The sequence below is a fragment of the Martinezella paranaensis genome (assembly GCF_014200235.1).
Taxonomy (GTDB): Bacteria; Pseudomonadota; Alphaproteobacteria; order Rhizobiales; family Rhizobiaceae; genus Rhizobium; species Rhizobium paranaense.
Genome location: NZ_JACHBI010000024.1, coordinates 34,888 through 51,248, shown reverse-complemented (window position 1 = coordinate 51,248; position 16,361 = coordinate 34,888). Strand labels below are relative to the sequence as shown.

Genomic DNA, 16,361 nt, shown 5'->3' with positions numbered 1-16,361 from the left:
GCTACGCGCTACGACAAGCTCGCCACAAACTTCGCCGCAACATGCTATATCGCCGCAATCATCATTTGGTGGATCTGATTGCGTCTCGACCCTAGTGCGGGTTACACGCCTTACATTCACAGTTTATATTATGTGACCGAAAACGTTTTCGGTCCGGCGTTTTTGCCTTTGTCAAATCGCTAATGAGGGGCTATGTCTTGCATCAGGATGCCGACAGGAGAGTTGAGCGGCTATTTCTCAAAGCGCTTTGGATCGGCCAACCTATTCAATCGAGTGTGTTTTAGAGGAGCACCGAAATGACCATTCGCACCGTCGTTTGGGGGGAGAATATTCATGAGCAAACCAATAAGGTCGTAGCCGAAATCTATCCGGAAGGCATGCATACGACGATTGCCAAAGCGCTGAATACCGATGCCGGCATAGAGGCGACGACTGCGACGCTGCAGGAGCCGGAGCATGGTCTGAGCGAGGCACGGCTGAAGGACACGGATGTCCTCGTCTGGTGGGGTCATAAGGACCACGGTGCCGTGAAGGACGAAATTGTCGAGCGGGTCGCCAAGCGCGTCTGGGAAGGCATGGGCTTGCTCGTGCTGCATTCCGGCCATTTCTCGAAAATCTTCAAGCGGCTGATGGGCACGCCCTGCGCGTTGAAGTGGCGCGAAGCGGGCGAACGCGAGCGCCTTTGGGTCATCAATCCCCGCCATCCGATCGCCGCCGGTCTTGGCGAGCATTTCGAGCTGGAAAACGAGGAAATGTATGGCGAACAGTTCTCCGTTCCCGAGCCGCTGGAAACGGTGTTCATTTCCTGGTTCCAGGGCGGTGAAGTTTTCCGCTCCGGCATGACCTGGCGTCGCGGCGCGGGCAATATCTTCTATTTTCGTCCCGGCCACGAGACCTATCCGACCTATCACAATGAGACCGTGCAGAAGGTGCTGATCAACGCCGTCAAGTGGGCGCACAATCCGCTCGGCACGCAGACAAGCATTCATGATGCGCCGAATGTCCCGGTCGAAAAGGCGCTGGAGCCGATCGTCGAGCGTGGCCCAAGACTCCACCAGGCCGGCGAAGCCGGTTATCGCTGAGGTACGATATGCGTCTCATAGTTGTTGGCACGGGCGGCATGGCGAAGAACCATGTAGAGCATTTTGCCCGTATTCCAGGAGTCGAGATCGTGGGCGCCGTCGATACGGATGCGACGAGGCTCACGGCCTTCACCGATATGTTCGATATCAAGAAGCGCTTTTCGTCGCTGGACGAAGCGCTGGCCTGGGGCGAGTTCGACGCGGCGACCAATGTCACGCCGGACCGGGCGCATCATCCGACCACCTTGCCGCTGCTTGCTGCCGGCAAGCATGTTCTCTGCGAAAAGCCGCTTGCGGAGAATTACGAAAAGGCACTGGAAATGACGGAGGCGGCGGAGCGCGCCGGCGTCGTCAATATGGTCAACCTCACCTATCGCAATGTCGCGCCGCTGCAGAGGGCACGCGAGATGGTGATATCGGGTGAGATCGGCACAGTGAAGCATGTGGAGGCGTCCTATCTGCAGAGCTGGCTCGTCTCACGGGCTTGGGGCGATTGGCGCAGTGAATCCAAGTGGTTGTGGCGGCTATCGACCGGTCACGGTTCGAACGGCGTGCTCGGCGATATCGGAATCCATATCCTCGATTTCGCTGCCTATGGCGCGGCGACGGATATCGACCATGTCTTTGCCCGGCTGAAGACCTTCAACAAGGCGCCGGACGAGCGCATCGGCGAATATACGCTTGATGCGAACGACAGCTTCTCGATGACGGTCGATTTCGCCAACGGCGCGCTCGGTGTGGTGCATGCGAGCCGCTGGGCAACGGGGCATCTCAACGAGCTGAAGTTGCGCATCTATGGCGAGCGCGGCGGGCTGGAGATCTCCCATAGCCCGTCCGGCTCCGAATTGCGGGCTTGCCTCGGCGACGATACGGAAACGGCGACATGGAAGGTTCTCGAGGTTCCGCCGGTGCCGACCAACTATCAGCGCTTTGCCGAAGCGGTCATGACCGGCAGCCATCAGGACCCGACCTTCCGGCATGCCGCTAACCTGCAGCGGGTGCTCGATCTTGCGATGGTCACAGAGTTGGAAAGACGCGAACTGAAGGTTTAACGGCGCCTCTATTTTGTCTCTGAGGTTTATGCGGCCGCCTTTGGGCGGCCGTTTCTTTTGGAGACAGTAGTATTCCGGGGCATATTTCGCCGGATTTTGGTAAAACAATGATATTGTTGATGATTTTTTGTATATTAGACAAAATAGATATTTAAAATATTCTATAAAATATCGATAATACCAAAAATGTTTCTTGTATTATTTGGAAATCATATCAATAAACTGATTCGGACATAATACTTATGGGTGTTGTGGGTGAAGTGCTTGGATCGGTCGATGAGGCCGAGGTGAGGGGACAATGCGGTTTGATCTCCATGCGCTAGACCGGGCAACGGACGGATTCTTCGGCGCTGCGCTGGATCCGACGCTGTGGCCGGTCGTGCTGGAGAAGGTCTCGGCCGCGACCGGATCCTACGGCGTCAACATCGCGCCGATCGAAGGTCGGTTGCTGAACACCTTCATCGTCACGGAAAGTCTTATTCCCGCGATGGAGAATTATTTCGCGGAAGAGTGGTATAAGCAGGATTTTCGCAGACTGAACGTGCCGATCATGCGACGTGCGGGAGTGATGGTCGAGCAGGATTTTGCGGGGGAGGACGAGTTCAAAACGCTCGACTTCTACCAATCCCAAGAACGTTTCGGCCTGCGTTGGTCGGCAATAGTGGGTTTTTCGTCAGGTGACGATCTCCTGGCTTTTGCCTTGCAGCGGCGGATCAAGGACGGTCCCTACAGTCGAGAAGAAGCAAGAAATTTATATCGCATTCGTCAGAAACTTATGATCACGGCGAGAATTATGCGCGACATATCCGCAAGTGAAGTGAAGGGCATGGCGGCCGCCTTCGAAATGGCCAATGTCGCCTGCGTCTTTTTCGATCGGATGGGTCATGTGACCACCGTCAACGAGAAGATGCGCCGATTGCTCGGTCCTGATCTGCAAATCACCCAGGGGCAAATGCGGCCGGTCCGTAAGGACGACGCAAACGCGTTCGACCGGCAGCTCAAGGCTATATTGGGCGAAGAGAACCTACTGACGATGGCGGAGCCCGATATCTTGCTGCTCAGCCGCAAAGGAAGGCGGCCGCTGATCGTACGCATGCAGCGCCTCGATGGCGATATGCAGGATATCTTCTGTCATTCCTGCGCCTTTGCGACCATCGAGGATCCCGAAGAAAAAGTCCACCAGCGCCCGGCAACGCTAACCAAGCTTTTTGGACTGACCCGCGCCGAAGCGGAAATTGCCCTGATGCTGGCGCAAGGCATGACTTTGCACGACATTGCCGCCCAACGCACCGTCAGCTATCAGACGGCGCGCGCCCATCTGAAATCGATCTACCGCAAGACCGACACGAACCGGCAACCGGAACTGTCCCTGCTGCTGGCAGGAATCAGGATGGGGTGAGACGCGGTCGGGCGAAGCCTGACCGGCATGCGTTACGATTTCTAGCGATCCGTCTCGTACACGCGAATTGCAACCGCTTGACGGAGCGGGGGCGGGGGCGCAGCATTCTTCCATGATCGTGTGAATGCGAGGTCATGGGAGAAGGGGTCATGTCCACCGAAGAAAAGGTTGCAAGCCACTATACGCATGGATCGCTGGGATCGACGATCCTTGGCGCGCTCACGGCCAGCGGCAAGGATATCGATCATCTCAGCACTGACGATCTCGCTGGTGTCGATGAATTCCATCTCGGACGGCGCGAGGCGACGGTGGAGTTCGCAAAGGATCTCGATCTGCTGGATGGCATGCGGCTCATCGACGTCGGATCGGGGCTTGGCGGACCGGCGCGCTATATCGCCAGCGCCTATGGCTGCATCGTCACCGGAGTCGATCTGACCGATGAATTCGTCAATGTCGCCAATGACCTGACGGCGCGCTGCGGCATGGCCATGCAAGTATCCTTCCATCAGGGAAGTGCTCTGGCGCTGCCTCTGGCAGATGAAAGCTTCGATCGCGCCACGTTGATCCATGTCGGCATGAACATCGAGGACAAGGCGGCATTGTTTGCCGAAGTACGGCGGGTGCTGAAGCGTGGTGGCCGGTTCGGTCTCTACGAAATCATGCAGGTCCGCGACGGCACGTTGCCCTATCCGATGCCCTGGGCGATGACGCCGGAGACGAGTTTCGTGTGCAGCCCAATGACCTATCGTCAGTTGCTCAAAGAGGCCGGCTTCACGGTGGAGTTCGAACAGGACCGCAGCGCTCTGGCAATCCGGATGGCGCAGGAGATGCGCGCGAGCGCCGCAAATGGCGGGCAGGGGCTGAGCCTCGGCGCACTGATGGGGCCGAGGGCGGCGGAGCGGATGGGCAATATCAGCACGGCGGTCGGAGGCGGGTTAGTCGCACCGATCGAAATGGTGGCCAAGGCCGGCTGATGGAGTCTCGCCTACTTTGTCCGGATTGACAGGAGCGTTCGCCTGTCTGTATGGAGAATCCAACGGTAATGGATTCTGCCGGGCCATGGTGGCCGAACCGCTGCTCTGAATTTCCAGGGACGCTAATGACTCCTACTCAACACGTCCGATAGGGCGAAGGAGTAGAGTCATGTCTGCAATTCTGTTGTTACCCCTTTCTTGCTCAATGATCATTTTCCCCGAAAGATCCACCGCTGGTCTTCCGGGAGAGGCGAACTGATGTCCGCATCCTTATTTTTTCATCATCGTTTTCAGCAACTGCGCAGCATATTCAAATGGATCGTCCTAGTGGTGCCGATGGCCGCCGTGGTCGGATCGCTCTGCGCGCTGTTTCTCTGGAGCCTCGACCGGGCAACGGCGGCGCGTTTCGATCAGCCCTGGTTGATCTTTCTGATGCCGGTCGCGGGCTTCCTGATGGTGCTGACCTATCAGCGCTTCGGCCGGGGGGCGGAGGGTGGCAACAATCTGATCGTCGAGCAGATCCATGAGCCCGGCGGCGGCGTGCCGCTGCGTATGGCGCCGCTTATCCTCGTCTCGACTGTATTGACGCATCTGGTCGGTGGTTCGGCGGGGCGCGAGGGAACGGCAGTGCAGCTCGGCGGCAGTATTGCCAGCGCCTTTGCTAAGCTTTTCCGTCTCAGCCATGCCGAAGTTCGTATCCTGCTGATGGCCGGCGTTGCTGCCGGTTTCGGCGCGGTGTTCGGTACGCCGATTGCCGGCGCGGTCTTTGCGCTCGAGGTGCTGACCATCGGGCGCATGCAATATGAAGCGTTGATCCCCTCTCTTGCTGCAGCCATTGCGGCCGACTGGACCTGCCATGCCTGGGGCATCGAACATGTTCAGTATCACGTCGCCTATCTTGCCGGCACGCCCGCGAGCACGTTTCATCTCGACCCGCTGCTGCTGGCAAAAGTCGGCGTCGCCGGCGTGCTTTTCGGACTGATGGCACGCTGCTTCAGCGAAATTTCCCATAGGATGTCGGCTCTCTTCAAGAGCATCTGCGCCTACGCGCCGCTGAGGCCGGTCATCGCCAGCGCAGTCCTGATCGGCCTCGTCTATCTGCTCGGCACGCGCGAATATCTGGGCCTCGGTGTCTGGTCGCCCAATATCGGCGATGCGACGATTCCGGGTTTCTTCGATCCGGCGCGTATCGACTACTGGAGCTGGTTTTGGAAGGCTGTCTTCACGATCGTGACGCTCAGCGCCGGCTTCAAGGGTGGCGAGGTGACGCCGCTATTCTTCATCGGTGCCGCACTTGGCAATGCCATTGCCGCCGTTCTCGGCGCGCCGGTCGATCTGTTTGCGGCTCTCGGTTTTGTCGCGGTTTTCGCAGGTGCCACCAATACGCCGCTCGCGTGCATGATCATGGGCATCGAACTCTTCGGCGCAATGCATACGGTCTATCTCGCTGTCGCCTGCTTTCTTGCCTACATCTGCAGCGGTCACACCAGTATCTATCTGTCGCAGCGCATCGGCATCGTGAAGAGTGCTGCCGCTAGTCACATTCCCGTTGACGTCACTCTTCGTCACGTTCGCGATCTCAACGTCAATTCACTCGGGGATATGGTCGGCAAAGTTCGCCGGGCGCCATCACAAACCCAATGGGAAGGCTCGGAGCCATGATCCGTCACGATCTGCTCTGAAAGGCAACGCGACAGGTTGCTGGCCAGGCATTGGAATGCGGTCGTCGCGACAGGACGGCTGAAGGTTTTCTGAAAGCAGATATCGTTGTGTAATTTCTACTAGGGGAGTTCCATGAATTATCTGATCGTCTTCCTTGGCGCCGGATTGGGCGGCGCCTTTCGTCTTGGCGTCAATCAGGCGAGCATCCGCTTGTTTGGTCTCGGCTTTCCCTATGGGACTCTCGTGGTCAATGTCGTCGGCTCATTGATCATGGGCTTGCTGACCGAATATTTCGTTCTCCGCAGTGGCTTGTCGCAGGAGTTGCGGCTCTTTCTGACCACGGGCATCCTCGGCGGCTTCACGACATTCTCGACCTTTTCATTGGATGCCATCGCTCTCTGGGAGCGGGGCCAATGGGCGAGCTCGTTGATCTATATCATGTTTTCCGTTTTCCTGTCATTGGCCGCATTGGTCGCCGGGCTCATGATCATTCGGCTGCTCGGGCAAAGCCAGACGGCATAACTCTGCGCCCGGATGTAAGCTGGAGACGCTTGGCGCGGCTATCGAAAATGTGAAGCTGCCTGCGGCAAAAAGCATTGTTGTCGGCCGTATTTTTGCCGATTCCGCGGTGCAGCATTTCGGGAAATTCGTTGGAATTTCATCGCACAACAAGACGCCGCTCTTGCGAACGGTTCCCCTTGCGAAATTCGACTAACGAACTCATATAATCGCCTATTGTGATCATTGCATAACAGAGGAGTCGCGCGTCGATCAGGGATGAGCCAGGCAAGCGCTGAATTGTCGGACCGTCGCCTCTCCAAGATTTCTACGCAATTTCTCCCGAGACAAGATTTCCTCCCCCAATACAGCCCCTATTAGACAGACATGACGGAGAGCACTTTGAGCGTACCAGCTCCCACAACCACCGAGCCGCGTGCTCCGGAACAAACCTTCGGCACAGCCGGCATCGCACCGATGGACCGGCCCAGCGCAATGACACGCTTTTTCATGGGCATCGTCGCTTGGGCCGAAAGCCTCAACCTGAAATATGCCAAGCTCGGCAATCCGCCGGTCTATGACAATGCGACCTTTCCCTGGGCCGCCGAGATCGAGAAGGACTATCCCGCGATCCGTGCCGAGCTGGAAAAGGTGCTGCTGCGCCAGAGCGAGCTGCCGACCTTCCAGGACATTTCCACCGATGTGAAGACCATTTCGACGGATAGCCGCTGGAAGACCTTCTTCCTTCTCGGTTTCGGCGTGAAGTCCGAACAGAACATCAAAGCCTGCCCGAACACCTGGGCGGCCGTGCAGAAAATTCCGGGTCTGAAAACGGCGATGTTCTCGATCTTCGAGCCGGGTAAACACCTTCCGGCTCATCGCGGCCCCTATAACGGCGTGTTGCGCCTGCATGTGGGTCTCATCGTGCCGGAGCCGAACGATCAGCTCGCGATCCGCGTCGACAGGCAGGTCTGCCACTGGCAGGAAGGCAAGGCGCTGATTTTCGACGACGCCTATGAGCATGAGGCCTGGAACCACACCGACAAGACCCGCGTCGTGCTCTTCGTCGATTTCGTCAAGCCGCTGAAATTCCCGGCCCGCGTGGTCAACTGGGCGCTGATGAACCTGGCGATCTTCACGCCGTTCATCCGCGAAGGCCTCGACAATCACAAGGAATGGGAAAAGAAGTTTTATGCCGAAGCCGAGGCGCTGAGAAACCGCCCGAAGGCATGACGCGTACCGGCATGTAGATCATACGGAAAACCCCGGAATCTCTGAGATTCCGGGGTTTTGTTTTGGCTGAACTGACGTTGTTTACAGCTATTTGATCGTTCGCACGATGGCGGCGCCCGATGTCATGCCGCCGCCGAAGGCGACGAGGCCGAGATTGAGCGGCTCGGGGTGTTCTTTGGCAACGTGCATCATGGCAAGCGGGATGCTTGACGAGCTGGTGTTGCCGTAGGTTTCGATGACGCTGAGCGCCGGCCGGCCACTGCGCTTGGCAATGGTGTCGATGATGCGCTGGTTGGCCTGATGCGGCACCAGAAGATCGAGATTGGCGAGTTCAAGCCCGGCATCGACGCAAGCGTCCTCGATCGAGCGCGACATGGAATGCACGGCTTCGGTGAAGACCGAGCGGCCGTTCATCGAAATGACGCCTTCGTCCGGCAGCGGCACATAGAGAAGGTCACCCGGCTCCGGACGGCCGCTGATGACCGGACGGCTCGCGGCAAACAGCGGATTGCGCGCCATGTCGCGGCTGGTCACGAGACATGCCGTGGCGGCATCGCCGAACAGGATGGCCGTCGAGAAATCGTTCATGTCGAGCAGCGGCGATAGCACTTCCGAAGTGACAATCAGCACCTTGGCGTCGTTCTGCTGGGCGATGAAGTCGTAGGCCTGCTGCAGGGCGTAGAGATAGCCGGAGCAGGCGGCTCCCATGTCATAGGCGGCAAGCGAAGGCCGCACGCCATCTTCGGCAACGGCAACCGCAACACGGCTTGCAAGCGACGGCGTGGCAATATCGGGCGTGCCTGTCGCTGCGATGACGAGGTCCATGTCATGGATCGTCATATTGGTCTGGCGCAAGAGATCGCGGACAGCCTTGGTCGCGAGGCTCAACGTGCCTTCGTCGGGGCCAATCCAGAAGCGGCTCTTGATGCCGGTCAGCGCAAAAATTTCCTCGGCGCGCCGGTTCGGCCAGTTATGGATGATGTCTTCGTTGCTGACGCGGCGGGCGCCGGTCGCAAAACCCATGCCGCTGACGGCAATTTCGGAGAAGTTGCCGGAATGACGGCGGAGCGCCGGGATCGAATGGGATTTCAGCCGCCGGAGCACGAACTTATTATGGGCTTCCGAGGCAAGCGCGAAATTGCGTTCGCTGAGGTCACGGTCGGCGTCGACGGTCAAAAGCGCGCTGTCGGTGGCGATCTGATCGCCGATCTTGGCGAAAACTTCCTGAACAACGCCGCCGATATTGGCGCAGATTTCGACCGAAGCCTTGGTTGCTTCGACCACGGCGACGAGCTGGCCGACTTCGATCGTATCGCCGGGCTTGACCAGCATATCGGTCACCAGCACGCTTTCATCGGCAGGGCCGGAGCCGATGGCCTTGATGGCTGCAGTCGGGCCGGACTTGTCTTCCTCATGCCAGGTAACCTCGCATTCGAGAACCTCGGCCATCAGATCGACCAGCTTGCTGTAGGATGGCAGCGTTTCCAACTGATTGCGGAAATTAAACGGCACATGCGCATCCGAACGGGCGAGCCGGCGGACGACGACCGGTACGTCGGTCTTCTCGGTGACGGTCGCGACGATTTCGGCGCCCATGCCGACCGTGCGATTGTCCTCATGCACGACGATCAGGCGCCTGGTGCGCTTGGCGCTCGCAAGCACTTCCTTCTCGTCCCAGGGCGAGATCGAGCGGAGGTCGATGACTTCAACCGAAAATCCCTGGGCTTCGAAGGCACTCGCCGCCTTGGCACAGAGCGAAACGGTGTTGCCGTAGGTGACCAGCGTCAGGTCGCGGCCGCGGGCGACGTAACGTGAGAGGCCGGGGCGGACGAAATGCTTATCGAGATCGGTGGATGTGCGACCGTCGGAATTGTTGAGCACGGCCTTTGGGTAGAGGAAAACGGTCGGGCGGCGTGACTCGAAGGCTGCGTTGAGCAGGCCAGCGGCATCGCCGGCGCTGGAGGGCATGACGACGTCGATACCGGGCGTGTGCGCCAGCATGCTCTCGAAGCTTTGCGCATGGAACGGTCCGAGGCCCGGCTTGTAGCCGCCACAGCTCACCATGAGGATGACGGGTGATTCCCAGGCGCCCTGGGTGCGCCAGAACATGCTGCCCATTTCCGAGACGATCTGGTTATAGGCGAGCGGCAGGAAATCGGCGAATTGCAGGAAAGCAACCGGGCGCTGACCGGCAAGCGCACGGCCGACCGCGGTGCCGACAATGGTGGATTCGCTGAGCGCCGCATTGTGCACCCGTTCGGGATATTTCGTGCTGAGACCGCGGGTGACGCCGAAGACGTCGCCCTTGGGGTCTTCGATATCCTGGCCGAAAAGGACGACATCCGGATTGTCGGCAAGCTGCTTGTCGAGCACGCCGTTCAGCGCCTCGCGCATGGTCAGCGTGGCGGCACTCTTGCCGCCGCGATATTCAGTCGTCTTGTCGAACGAAGCCGGGTAGGGCGCCTTCGCTTCCGGCTCGACATGCGGCGCATCTTCCTTGCGGGCAAGGGCTGCTTCCGCCTGCACCTCGGCGGTCAGATCTTTCTCGATCTGTTCCAGTGCGGCAGCGTCGACACCCGCTTCCAGCAGAGCGGCACGCAGATTGACGAGCGGATCGCGGACGGAGCCGGTCTCGATCTCTTCCTGGGTGCGATAGGTCTTCTGGTCATCGGCATTGGTATGGTCGGATAGGCGCTCGACATTGACAATTACGAGGCTCGGCGTGCGGTTGTTGCGGCTGTGGCGGACAGCTTTACGGAAAGCTTCGCGCGACGCCTGCAGATCATCGCCATCGGCACGGATGATATCGAGACCGTAGAAAGAAGAGGCGGGTCCGTTTGGCAGATCGAAGAAGGTCTGCTTGGTGGTGCGCGTCGAGATGGAGAAACTATTGTCTTCGACGATGAAGACGACGGGATATTGGCTGCGCACGGCTTCAGCCACGGCTTCGACAAATTCGCCCTGCTGCGTAGTGCCGTCACCGAGGCAGCAAATGGCGATCGGCATGCCGGACTTGTGTTTCAGCGCCGCGCCGACGCCGACGGCATGCAGTGCATTGTTGCCGACGGGGCCGACGATCGAGGTGATGTTGAGAGCGCGGGAGGAAAGATGCGCGCTCATCTGTCGGCCGGCGGAATGAGAATTGGCTGTGGCGAGAAGACTGGAGAAAAACTCACGAATGGGCATGCCGCGCGCCAGCATCAAAGCTTTGTCGCGATAATGCAGATGCAACCAATCGTCATCATGGAGGAATTCGTTGAGCAGCGCCGTCGACTCATGTCCGGCACCGGAAACGTGAAAATGTGCTATGCCTTGCTTGATGAATTCTCGTTCAAGCCGGTCTATTTCACGCGATGTGAAAAATATTCTATGAAGTTGCTTGAGATGATCTGGGGTAAATCTCCCTTCCATTTCAATGATTTTCCTAATCTGTCATGACCATCAATTTGCGTCGGATAGGTACCCCCGTGTGGTATCTTTTTCAATACACGTTAAATGACAATATCTTCTCGGTTTGAAATAGGTTTCCGAGCACTGGTTGCATCCTGGAATTTTACGGCGACGGTTTCGACCAAAAAAGTCTACGCCTCCCGCCATCGCTGGCGCGGTGAGCATCGCGGCACTATTCGCCGTGGCTAACGCTTCGATGCCAACCAGCGGATGCTGGTCGTCATCCCTCAGCTCGTTTGCGGATCGGCTCGTCGGCCTGCTTGCGTAGAGCGGCCTTCCTTGCCGCCAGCTCTTCCTTGGCCACCAGTTCCTTCGGCTTTTTCCCAATGATCTGCCTGCGTCCCTTGGTGGAGAAGGGTTGCACGAGCTGCGCCAGGAAACCCTTAGCGACCTTGCCGGTGATGCCGATGTCCGTGGAGGAGGGGCGGGGCGGGTTATAGTAAGTACCGAGGATCTGGTCCCAGATCACGAGGTTTTCGCCGTAATTGGTGTTGCCCTCGGAAAGCAGTTTCGAGTGATGCCAGCGGTGCAGGCGTGGCGTCGAGAGGAACCAATCGAGCGGGCCGGTACGCACGTCGATGTTGCAATGGGTGAGGAGGCCGATAAACGCGGTTACCGCGCCAATCCACAGGAAAACCGGCAGCGGCGCACCGAGGAGATAGAGCGGGATCTGGCCGAGCGCGATCTTGAACAGCGAATCGATGATGTGGAAACGTCCGGTATTGATGACCCACAACCGCTCGACGCTGTGATGCAAGGCATGGAAACGCCAAAGTGTCAGGTACTCATGCGCAAGGCGATGGGCCGCATAGAGGCCGAATTCGGCGATGATCAACCCCAGCACGACCTGCAAGGCCATCGGCCATTGCTCCGGCCAAATATGCGCCTGATGGCTCAGAAAAGGTTGCGCTACAGTCGCCACAGCCATTGGAAATGACGTGGCGATGGCTGCCGCGATCTGCACGCTGCCCTTGCTCAAAAGGGTGTGTGCGATGTTGCTAAACGTCTCGCCGTCGCGCTCCAGCCAGGTCTCCTCGTAGGGCATAAGCCGCTCGAAAAGCGCAATCGTCGCCACGGCGGAGAGATAGACGACATTGAACCAAAAGAGCTGCATATGCGACTGAAACGCAAAATAAGAGCCTGTCAGTCCGGCGCAAAAGATTGCCGGCCACAACAAGGATGAAACAGCAGCGTAGAGACGCGAACTGTTTTGAAATGTCATGCCATTATCCTCGGATTCTAGTCGATCGGGTGAGCTTGCGCGTAAAATACGCGCGATATGTACCGCGAGGATTGTGGGCGAGGAAGCGAAATTTTAATCCGAGATGGAAGCGTTGTATCTCGCCGTGTTGCGGTTGGTCGGCACGGGCCGCCGATTACGGAGGTTGTCGAGACGATACGAGGCGCATTCCGAATGGTTTGAGGGGAACACATCATCGTGCTCCCCCTGTGCAAGGTCGATAAGCTTCGTTTCTACCCGAATGCCAGCTTGCTTTTCTGCTGCCCGGCCTCGTCAAAATTCTCAGGCGACAGCCATCTTTCGTAACCGGCCTTCAGGCGCGGCCAGTCGGCGTCGATCATGGCGAACCAGGCGGTGTCGCGATTCAGGCCTTTGGCGACCATGTGCTGGCGGAAGATGCCTTCGAAGGTGAAGCCGAAACGTTCGGCAGCGCGCTTCGACGGCTCGTTGAGATTGTTGCATTTCCATTCGAAACGGCGATAGCCGAGCGTATCGAAGACGTAGGAGGCGAAGAGATAGAGCGTTTCGGTGGTGATGCGGCTGCGGGCGATCGCCGGTCCCCAGAGGATGCTGCCGATCTCGATGACGCCATGCACGGGATCGATGCGCATCAGCGCCTGCCGGCCTTCGGCCTTGCCCGTCCGCTTGTCGATCGTCGCAAAGAACAGCGGATCGGTGCCGGCGGCAGCTTTTTCGAGCCAGGGCGTGAAGGCGGCGAGGTCGGCCGGTGCACTCTCGAACAGATAGCGGAAGCGATCGTCGGCTCCAGGCGCTTGGGCCGAGGCGTAGAGATCGGCGCCATGGCGGGCCGCGTCGAGCGGCTCCAGCCGGACATAGCAGCCTTCCAGGGTGATGCGTTCTGGGCGCGGCACACCGTTCCAATTTTCGAGGTTCATGTCGAAGTCCTTTGGTATCAAATGCGAAAAATAATCTATCGAATCCGGCCCGATTGTATCAGTGCCGCGAGCGGTTCGGGTAGCTCTATCCCTTCGGGCAATCCGGACGCCGCTTCCGCCGGGGCCAGATGGCTTTGCACCGGCAGAACGCCTGCCCAGACGGGGAAATCCGCCTCGTCGCTATCGCCTGGCGGGCCGTTGCGAACCTTGGCCGTCGCCTCGTCGATTTCCATCCTCAGTACTGACGTCGCTTTCACCTCCTGGCGCGTCATCGGCCGCAGACTGTCCCAGCGGCCGGGAAACAGATTTTCGATGAAGCGGCGGAGCGCGTCGGCCTTTTCCTCGACATCGTCGACAAGGCGGGCTGTGCCGAAAACCATGGCGGAGCGGTAGTTGACCGAGTGGTTGAAGGCGGAGCGGGCAAGGACGTAACCATCCATGAGGCTGCAGGTGAGGCAAACAGGCATATCCTCGGCCGCGCGCAAAAAGCGGCTCGCCGCTGAACCGTGCCAATAGACATGGTCGCCTTCGCGCCAATGCAGTGTCGGCGTCACATAGGGTGCGCCGTTGATGACATAGCCGACGTGACAGAGGGGCGCGGCATCCAGAATGGCATGGACATCGGCACGGGCATGGCTGCCGCGATGATGTTCGCGCCGCACGCGTGAGCGTTCGGTAGTCGGATAGTCTTCTGTCTGCGGCGGGTAAAGGTCAGCCATGATGTCCTCATCGGTATCATTTCTGTTTATGCGCCAAAGAGGTAGGTTATAAACGGCCAGTTTTTCTATTTCTTGCAGACCAGTTGGAGATGTCATGACAGCCGTCGCACAATGGCCGACGCTCGATCGAGTGGCGGGCGATTTGGAAGGCCAGGTGTATCGCGTGATGCGCGATCGCATTCTCCAGGGGCAGATGCCGCCGAGCCAGCGGCTGCCGTCGACACGAACGCTGGCGATTTCGCTCGGCGTCGCACGCTCCACCGTGGTCAACGCCTATGAGCGGCTGAAGGCGGAGGGCTATCTGCAATCGACGACGGGTGCTGCGACCCGCGTCGCCGCATTCACGACACCACCTCTGCATGGGCAAGCTGCGTCGACGCCGCTCAGTCCGATGCCGGTGGCCGAGGGTGCCGCGGGCGGCCTGTTCGAGCCGGGCGTGCCAGATGTCTCAGCTTTTCCGCACGCTGCCTGGGCACGTTGCCTCGGCGCTCGCGGCCGTTCGCTGCGGGTGCATGATCTCGGCTATGGCGCTCACAGCGGTATTCGCGAGCTGCGTGAGGCGATCCTTGATCACATCTCCGCCACACGCGGCGTGATTGCCCGCCCCGAACAACTGCTCATCGTTCCCTCCACCGTGGCAGCGATCGATCTGCTGGCGCGCCTCCTGCTGCGGCCCGATCGTCCGCATGGCACAGTCGCCTGGATGGAAGAGCCGGGTTATGAGACAGCACAGGCCTTGCTGCGGATGGCGGGCGCGGATCTCGTGCCGGTGCCATGCGATCAGGCGGGTATCGATGTCGGCAGAGCGGTCGGTCCGCCGCCGCGGCTGATTTATGTCACGCCCTCGCATCAATATCCGACCGGCGTCACGATGAGCCTGCCACGCCGCCTGGCGCTACTGGAATTCGCCCGCGCCAATGGTTCGGTCGTGCTGGAAGACGATTATGATAGCGAATTCCAGTATGCCTCCCGCCCGATCGCCGCGCTGCAGGGCATCGATCGCGGCGAAGTGGTTGCCTATCTCGGCACTTTCTCGAAGACGCTGGCACCCGGCCTGCGCGTCGCCTACGCGGTCGTGCCATCCTGGCTCGTATCCGAGGCTGCGGCCGCGCAGCGGCTGAGAGGGGCTGTCGTGCCGATCCATATCCAGGCGGCGCTTGCCGATTTCATCCGCGAAGGCCGCTTTCGTGCGCATCTGAGGCACATGAATGCGGTCTATGCCGAGCGGATGGCAGCGGCTGTTTCGGCACTGAACCGTCATTGCGGAGATCGGCTCGAGATCGGCGGGGGCACTGGCGGGCTGCAACTGGCCAGTTGGTTCCGGGACCCTGGCATCGATGATCAGGCGGCCATACGGGAGATCAATGCCCATGGCTTCGCACTTCGCTCCATGTCTGCCCTGCATCTTGGTCCGCCGCGGCAGGGCCTGCTGTTCGGTATAGCGCGCATGGCGCCCGAGGCGGCGGATGCGGCGGCGGCAAAGATTGCCAAGCTGGTCAAACCTCATTCCAGCGGCGGATGACCGGTTCGCTCAGGTCGTGTTCATAGCCGAGGATGCTGATGCTGGTGGTGTCGAGCACGAAATGTGCGCCACCTTGCGGCGGCAGACTGAGCCAGCGGGCGGCGAAGACCCTCAGAAAATGCGCGCTGGAGAAGATCAGGACGTTGCCGGTTACCTCCCGAAGCTCGCTGATGATCCGATCTGCTCTCGCGCCGACATCGGCCGCAGTCTCGCCGTCAGGGCATCCGTCACGAAAGAGTTGCCAGCCGGGTCGCTGAGCCAGGATTTCCTTGGTGGTGACGCCTTCATAGGCACCATAATTCCACTCCGCCAGATCGTCCTTGACGACACGCGCATCGCCGAAGCCGGCGAGCGTGCTGGTGCTTTTGGCGCGCTGGGACGGGCTTGACCAGACGGCGGCGAAATCGATGGCGGGCAGGCGGCTCGCGACCTTGCGGGCGGCTTCTTCACCGGCGGCGGTGAGGGGAATATCGGTTCGCCCGGTATGCCGACCGGACAGGCTCCATTCCGTCTGTCCGTGCCGAACCAGATAGATTTCCGGATACGCGCTGCTCATCTGAACGCCTCTCGATCGCGCTGAAACTCCCGTAATTCTTCGCATCCGCGAGACGCTCTGTCGAGGGAGGATATCAGC

13 protein-coding genes are annotated in these 16,361 nt (G+C 59.4%); 8 read left to right on the top strand and 5 right to left on the bottom strand.

Features of this window, described 5'->3' with window-relative positions; all coding sequences use genetic code 11:
* Window positions 1-296 precede the first annotated feature (296 nt).
* From GGD50_RS31040 to olsC, 7 genes are all read left to right on the top strand, one after another.
* A complete protein-coding gene (locus tag GGD50_RS31040) occupies window positions 297-1,082 on the top strand; it encodes a ThuA domain-containing protein (RefSeq protein ID WP_107108909.1) in 786 nt (261 codons plus the stop codon).
* A gap of 8 nt (window positions 1,083-1,090) precedes the next feature.
* A complete protein-coding gene (locus GGD50_RS31035; RefSeq protein ID WP_107108908.1) occupies window positions 1,091-2,134 on the top strand; it encodes a Gfo/Idh/MocA family protein in 1,044 nt (347 codons plus the stop codon).
* Window positions 2,135-2,432: 298 nt separating this feature from the next.
* Window positions 2,433-3,533 carry a helix-turn-helix transcriptional regulator gene (locus tag GGD50_RS31030; protein WP_107108907.1) on the top strand — a complete coding sequence of 367 codons (1,101 nt, stop codon included), beginning with the start codon at window positions 2,433-2,435 and terminating at the stop codon, window positions 3,531-3,533.
* A gap of 149 nt (window positions 3,534-3,682) precedes the next feature.
* Window positions 3,683-4,507, top strand: coding sequence for a class I SAM-dependent methyltransferase (locus GGD50_RS31025; protein ID WP_107108906.1), 825 nt, complete (start codon window positions 3,683-3,685; stop codon window positions 4,505-4,507).
* A gap of 258 nt (window positions 4,508-4,765) precedes the next feature.
* Window positions 4,766-6,169 carry a voltage-gated chloride channel family protein gene (locus GGD50_RS31020; protein WP_107108905.1) on the top strand — a complete coding sequence of 468 codons (1,404 nt, stop codon included), beginning with the start codon at window positions 4,766-4,768 and terminating at the stop codon, window positions 6,167-6,169.
* 132 nt (window positions 6,170-6,301) lie between these two features.
* Window positions 6,302-6,691 (top strand): fluoride efflux transporter CrcB, encoded by a 390-nt coding sequence (gene crcB, locus GGD50_RS31015; RefSeq protein ID WP_107108904.1) that lies wholly within the window; start codon window positions 6,302-6,304, stop codon window positions 6,689-6,691.
* A 363-nt stretch (window positions 6,692-7,054) separates the two neighbouring features.
* Window positions 7,055-7,900 carry an ornithine lipid ester-linked acyl 2-hydroxylase OlsC gene (olsC, locus tag GGD50_RS31010; protein ID WP_107108903.1) on the top strand — a complete coding sequence of 282 codons (846 nt, stop codon included), beginning with the start codon at window positions 7,055-7,057 and terminating at the stop codon, window positions 7,898-7,900.
* A gap of 87 nt (window positions 7,901-7,987) precedes the next feature.
* On the opposite strand, the gene GGD50_RS31005 is transcribed toward olsC, so the two are convergent.
* From GGD50_RS31005 to GGD50_RS30990, 4 genes are all read right to left on the bottom strand, one after another.
* On the bottom strand, window positions 7,988-11,311 hold the full coding sequence (locus GGD50_RS31005) for a thiamine pyrophosphate-dependent enzyme (RefSeq protein WP_107108902.1): 3,324 nt from the start codon (window positions 11,309-11,311) through the stop codon (window positions 7,988-7,990).
* Between the two features lie 259 nt (window positions 11,312-11,570).
* Window positions 11,571-12,572: an ornithine lipid hydroxylase OlsE gene (gene olsE, locus GGD50_RS31000; protein ID WP_107108901.1), complete on the bottom strand. Its 1,002-nt coding sequence runs from the start codon at window positions 12,570-12,572 to the stop codon at window positions 11,571-11,573.
* Window positions 12,573-12,823: 251 nt separating this feature from the next.
* Entirely contained in the window at window positions 12,824-13,486 is a 663-nt protein-coding gene (locus GGD50_RS30995) for a GNAT family N-acetyltransferase (RefSeq protein ID WP_107108900.1), read from the bottom strand.
* Window positions 13,487-13,521: 35 nt separating this feature from the next.
* Entirely contained in the window at window positions 13,522-14,205 is a 684-nt protein-coding gene (locus GGD50_RS30990) for a pyridoxamine 5'-phosphate oxidase family protein (protein WP_107108899.1), read from the bottom strand.
* A gap of 94 nt (window positions 14,206-14,299) precedes the next feature.
* On the opposite strand from GGD50_RS30990, the gene pdxR reads away from it, so the two are divergent.
* Window positions 14,300-15,727, top strand: coding sequence for a MocR-like pyridoxine biosynthesis transcription factor PdxR (pdxR, locus tag GGD50_RS30985; protein WP_107108898.1), 1,428 nt, complete (start codon window positions 14,300-14,302; stop codon window positions 15,725-15,727).
* Here the strand turns inward: pdxR and GGD50_RS30980 are convergent.
* Window positions 15,702-16,283, bottom strand: coding sequence for a histidine phosphatase family protein (locus GGD50_RS30980; protein WP_107108897.1), 582 nt, complete (start codon window positions 16,281-16,283; stop codon window positions 15,702-15,704). The two genes, pdxR and GGD50_RS30980, sit on opposite strands and share 26 nt — an antisense overlap.
* Window positions 16,284-16,361 lie beyond the last annotated feature (78 nt).

Coding starts and splice junctions, on each gene's coding strand:
- GGD50_RS31025 (WP_107108906.1), top strand. CDS start 3,683: ATGTCCACCGAAGAAAAGGTTGCAAGCCACTATACGCATGGATCGCTG.
- GGD50_RS31005 (WP_107108902.1), bottom strand. CDS start 11,311: ATGGAAGGGAGATTTACCCCAGATCATCTCAAGCAACTTCATAGAATA.
- GGD50_RS31040 (WP_107108909.1), top strand. CDS start 297: ATGACCATTCGCACCGTCGTTTGGGGGGAGAATATTCATGAGCAAACC.
- olsC (WP_107108903.1), top strand. CDS start 7,055: ATGACGGAGAGCACTTTGAGCGTACCAGCTCCCACAACCACCGAGCCG.
- GGD50_RS30980 (WP_107108897.1), bottom strand. CDS start 16,283: ATGAGCAGCGCGTATCCGGAAATCTATCTGGTTCGGCACGGACAGACG.
- GGD50_RS30990 (WP_107108899.1), bottom strand. CDS start 14,205: ATGGCTGACCTTTACCCGCCGCAGACAGAAGACTATCCGACTACCGAA.
- crcB (WP_107108904.1), top strand. CDS start 6,302: ATGAATTATCTGATCGTCTTCCTTGGCGCCGGATTGGGCGGCGCCTTT.
- GGD50_RS31020 (WP_107108905.1), top strand. CDS start 4,766: ATGTCCGCATCCTTATTTTTTCATCATCGTTTTCAGCAACTGCGCAGC.
- GGD50_RS31035 (WP_107108908.1), top strand. CDS start 1,091: ATGCGTCTCATAGTTGTTGGCACGGGCGGCATGGCGAAGAACCATGTA.
- pdxR (WP_107108898.1), top strand. CDS start 14,300: ATGACAGCCGTCGCACAATGGCCGACGCTCGATCGAGTGGCGGGCGAT.
- GGD50_RS30995 (WP_107108900.1), bottom strand. CDS start 13,486: ATGAACCTCGAAAATTGGAACGGTGTGCCGCGCCCAGAACGCATCACC.
- olsE (WP_107108901.1), bottom strand. CDS start 12,572: ATGACATTTCAAAACAGTTCGCGTCTCTACGCTGCTGTTTCATCCTTG.
- GGD50_RS31030 (WP_107108907.1), top strand. CDS start 2,433: ATGCGGTTTGATCTCCATGCGCTAGACCGGGCAACGGACGGATTCTTC.